This window comes from Mesorhizobium sp. (assembly GCF_024509055.1).
Classification (GTDB): Bacteria; Pseudomonadota; Alphaproteobacteria; order Rhizobiales; family Rhizobiaceae; genus Mesorhizobium.
In genome coordinates this window covers 1-4423 of the sequence record NZ_JANINM010000128.1, presented here as the reverse complement: position 1 = coordinate 4423, position 4423 = coordinate 1, and the positions used below count along the sequence as shown (strand labels likewise).

5 protein-coding genes are annotated in these 4423 nt (G+C 63.7%); 3 read left to right on the top strand and 2 right to left on the bottom strand.

Features of this window, described 5'->3' with window-relative positions:
- Positions 1-171 precede the first annotated feature (171 nt).
- Positions 172-1233 (bottom strand): GTP-binding protein, encoded by a 1062-nt coding sequence (locus tag Q0L57_RS06930; RefSeq protein WP_296739935.1) that lies wholly within the window; start codon positions 1231-1233, stop codon positions 172-174.
- A 373-nt stretch (positions 1234-1606) separates the two neighbouring features.
- Between Q0L57_RS06930 and Q0L57_RS06925 the strand changes: the two genes are divergently transcribed.
- Positions 1607-2077: a MarR family transcriptional regulator gene (locus Q0L57_RS06925; protein ID WP_296739940.1), complete on the top strand. Its 471-nt coding sequence runs from the start codon at positions 1607-1609 to the stop codon at positions 2075-2077.
- Positions 2078-2227: 150 nt separating this feature from the next.
- On the opposite strand, the gene Q0L57_RS06920 is transcribed toward Q0L57_RS06925, so the two are convergent.
- Complete coding sequence (locus Q0L57_RS06920) at positions 2228-3103, bottom strand: AraC family transcriptional regulator (protein WP_296739933.1); 876 nt, start codon at positions 3101-3103, stop codon at positions 2228-2230.
- A gap of 49 nt (positions 3104-3152) precedes the next feature.
- On the opposite strand from Q0L57_RS06920, the gene Q0L57_RS06915 reads away from it, so the two are divergent.
- Both Q0L57_RS06915 and Q0L57_RS06910 read left to right on the top strand, forming a co-directional pair.
- The gene (locus Q0L57_RS06915) at positions 3153-3560 is read left to right on the top strand and encodes a DUF2000 family protein (RefSeq protein ID WP_296739930.1); all 408 of its coding nucleotides are present in this window, start codon (positions 3153-3155) and stop codon (positions 3558-3560) included.
- 169 nt (positions 3561-3729) lie between these two features.
- Positions 3730-4423, top strand: a 694-nt coding sequence (locus Q0L57_RS06910; protein WP_296739938.1) for a DMT family transporter, incomplete at its 3' end; no start/stop codon positions are given.

Sequence of the window (4423 nt, the reverse complement as noted above, 5' to 3'; positions counted from 1 at the left end):
CCCCTTGTGGGAGAAGGTGTCGCCGAAGGCGACGGATGAGGGGTGTTCCAGGGAATGAGACGTTGGCGCTCGTGGCTTTAGACGAAAGCGTTGGCCAAGCTGGAGCACCCCTCATCCGTCTCGGCGCTGCGCGCCGATCCACCTTCTCCCACAAGGGGAGAAGGGAAAGAATCAAGCCGCCTGGCAAGCCTCGAAACTCTTCCTGAGCCGTTCGGCGTCGAGATCGCGACCGATGAAGACGAGCCGGCTCTCATGCTTCTCGCCGTCCTTCCAGGCGCGCTGGTGGTCGCCCTCCAGGATCATGTGCACGCCCTGCAGGACATAGCGGTCGTCGTCGCCCTTGAGCGCGATGATACCCTTGAGCCGCAAGATGTTCGGGCCTTCCATCTGGGTCACCTTCTCGATCCAGGGGAAGAACTTCTTCGGGTCCATCTCGCCGCCGCGCAGCGACACCGACTTCACCGTCACGTCATGGATGTCGGAAGCATGGTCGTGATGATGATGATCGTGGCCATCGTGATGATGGTGATGGTCGTGATCGCAGTCCGGACCGCATTCATGGTCGTGGTCGTGATCATGCGCGTCGAGGAAATGCGGATCGTTCTCCAGCGCGCGGGACAGGTCGAAGGCGCCGCGGTCGAGCACTTCGCCGAGCGGCACGCCGGAACGCTGGGTGCGGTGGATCCTGGCCGCGGGATTGATCGCGCGGATCGTCGCTTCGACCTTCTCGAGCTCTTCGGGAGTGACCAGATCGGTCTTGTTCAGCACCACCACGTCGGCGAACGCGATCTGGTCCTCGGCCTCCTTGGAGTCCTTCAGGCGCAGCGGCAGGTGCTTGGCGTCGACCAGCGCAACCACCGCGTCGAGCTTGGTCTTGGTGCGCACGTCGTCGTCCATGAAGAAGGTCTGCGCCACCGGAACCGGGTCCGCGAGGCCCGTGGTCTCAACGACGATGGCGTCGAAGCGGCCGGGGCGACGCATCAGCCCCTCGACGACCCGAATCAGGTCGCCGCGCACCGTGCAGCACACGCAGCCATTGTTCATTTCATAGATTTCTTCGTCCGATTCGACGATCAGGTCGTTATCGATGCCGATCTCGCCGAACTCGTTGACGATCACCGCATAACGCTTGCCGTGGTTCTCCGACAGGATGCGGTTGAGCAGGGTCGTCTTGCCCGCGCCGAGATAGCCGGTGAGAACGGTTACCGGGATCTGCGTCTGTGCATCGCTCATGGCTTGCCTCGAAAATCTTGGATTGTCCGGCCTCATATAGGATGTGCGACCGGCTTTTGCACGCGCCAAACCGATGGGCCAGGCGGCGCCCCCCGCCAGACGTTTGCCGGAGGCGGATCCGGTGCTGCGAGGATGAGGCGGAAGACGGGCCGGCCGGGCCGTTCGACAAGGCGGGCGTCGGGGCGCTACAAATCTGGCCGGTCGCAAAAGTCGTTTGTCATCTAACTGAAATAAACATCTGGCATCACCTCCGCGGACCGCAATGCTTGCCGGCAAAGCTGTTCTGCAAGCCGGATTCTTAGAGATCGTCATTTGCCAACCGACGGACAGCATCTATGCTGCACGCACCGGTTCGGCCGAAGAGGGAATGACTATGGCCAAGGCGGACAAGACAGCAACCATGAGCCGGCTGCATTCGGCGGCGCGACTGGCGCGGACGGCGCTTGCGGCACGCCTTCTGGCGCACGGCTTCTATGCCGGCCAGGACCAGATCATGCTGGCGCTCGACCGCGAGGACGGCCAGACCCCCGGCAATCTCGCCGGCCGCCTGGGCGTTCGTCCGCCGACCATCACCAAGACCATCAACCGGCTGCAGGCGCAGGGTTTCCTCGAAAAGCGCGCCTCGTCCGCAGACGCCCGCCAGGCGCACATCTTCCTCACCGAATCCGGCCGCGAGACCATCAAGGCCATCGAAAAATCGGTCAAGAAGACCGAGAAGCAGGCGTTGAAAGGCCTCGACAAGAAGGACCAGAAGGCGCTGTTCAAGCTGCTTGCCCGCATCGAGGCAAACCTCTCCAACGAGGATATTGTCCTGATCGACGACGACGCCGAGCTGGATGATTAAGCGCGACGCGCAGCGTCGTCGCTCACTGTGAGACGTTGGTGACCCTGCTAAGCGCGACGCGTCAGCGTCGTCGCTCAACCGCGAGGCGTTGGTAATCCGCTAAAGCGCGACGCGCAGCGTCGTCGCTCCAAGCACTGCAGCGATGTTTTGTTAGCGCGCTGCGTCGCTGGCCCCCGCCGTTCCACCCACCAACATTGCCCAGCGGCCCGGCGTCAGCCCGAATGCCTTCTTGAAATGCCGGTTGAAATGGCTCTGGTCGCTGAAGCCGGCGGCGACGGCGATTTCGGCGAGCGGCTCTCCCGCCTCGATCAGCCGGCGCGCCCGCTGCAGCCGGCGCATCAGCAGGAAGCGATGCGGGCTGGTCGAATAGGTCGCACGGAAATGGCGCGACAACGCATAGCGGTCGAGGCCTGTGACGGCTTCCAGTTCCTCCGACCGCACCGCGCGTTCGGCATTCTCCTCGAGATAATCACGAGCCAGCGCGGCGGCGCGCCATGCCGTCTTGCCCATCGGCTTTGCCAGCTGACCGCCGTGGCGCCCGAGATGTCGCGCCAGCTGCGCAATGAAGTCGGCGACGAAAAGCTCGTCGAGCGCTTCGCCCAAAGGCGCCAGCGCCGAAAGCAGCGTGCCTTGCAAGGCGGGATCGCTCACCACGGCGTCGCGGACGAAGGGCAGCGGCGCGCCGCCAAGACAGTCGAGCAGCAGCGACGGTTCCAGATAGAGGATCCGGTAGCGAAGACCGTCCTCGGTGCCGGCGCCGCCATCATGCAGCTCGTCCGGATGCAGGACGATCACCTGGCCGGGCAGGCTGTGCTGCACGGCGCCTCGATAGTGGAAGCGCTGCACGCCGTGCAGCGTGACGCCGATACCGTAGGTGTCGTGGCGGTGCAGTTCGAAGGCGTTGCCGTGGAAGCGCGCCTCGATCCGCTCGATGCCCGCGCCGCCCGGCGCCGAAACGATCCGGTCGTCATCCGCGCACGAACGTTCAAGACCTTCCTGCGCCTCACCGCCTAGACCCTGCGCCATCGCTTCATCCATGCCCGTCATGGGGCCATTCGCCGGAGAAACAATTTTGGTGTTCGATTCGAAATTTGCAATCGTGCTGAGGGAAGACCTTGCCGTCTGGCAGAAACTCAACGTCACCGCTTTCCTGACCAGCGGCATCGTGGCGCAGTCTCCCGGGATCATCGGCGAACCCTATCGCGACCGCGCCGGTAACCTCTACAATCCGCTGTCGATCCAGCCCGTCATCGTGCTGGCGACCGACGGACAGACGCTGGGCGCCATCCAGCGACGGGCACTGGAGCGCGGCGTGACCACCTCGCTCTATGTCGAGGAGATGTTCGCGACCGGCCACGACGTCGCCAACCGCGCCGTCTTCGCCGAATTCGCGCCAGAGGACGCCAAGGTGGTAGGCATCGCGCTGCGCGCCGAAAAGAAGCTGGTCGACAAGATCACCAAAGGCGCCCGCATGCACGCATGAGGGTAGCCGTTGTTGCAGCAGCTGCTTTTGGTCCGGCCAAGGCCGACAATTGGCTTGCTCGCGAGCCATGATTACCGCAAAAGGGGGCGTCTACCCTATCCCCGGCCTGAACTTGACCGTTTCCCGAACCCAGGACGAAAGCGCAACGCCGCCGGCGGCGATGCTGTTGATGCTTTGCGTCTATGTCTGCTTCACCTTCCTCGACACCTCCAGCAAATACCTGGTGCTTGCCGGCGTCTCGGCGCTGATCGTCGCCTGGACCCGCTTCACAGTGCATGTCCTGCTTGTCGGCGTCTTTCTGCGCGGCTGGCGCGAGCCGTCGCGATTCCGTGCCAAGAACTTGCCTGCGCATATCCTGCGCGGTCTGTTCCTGTTCGGCTCGACCATGTTCAACATCCTGGCGCTACGCACACTGCAACTCGCCGAAACCACCTCGATCTATTTCTTCGGCCCGATGGTGATCACCGCGCTTGCCGGTCCGCTGCTCGGCGAATGGGCCGGCTGGCGGCGCTGGCTTGCGATCCTTACCGGCTTCGTCGGCGTCCTGATCATCACCCGGCCGGGCGTCGGTGTGTTCGGCATCGGCCATCTCTTCGCTCTAGGCTCGATGCTGTCGAACAGTTTTTACGTCATCATGACGCGACGCATGTCGGCGACGGAAACGTCCGAGAGCCTGATTCTGTTCTCCGCGCTGGCGCCGTCCGTGCTGCTTGCCCCGCTGCTGGCGTTCTCACACGCGTTGCCGCATGGCGGCTTCCAGTGGTTCGTGGTGCTGATGCTGGGCGTCTTCGGCGCTGGCGGCCACTATTTGCTGGTTCGGGCCTATCGTCTGGCGACCACGACGCAACTGGCGCCCTATCCCT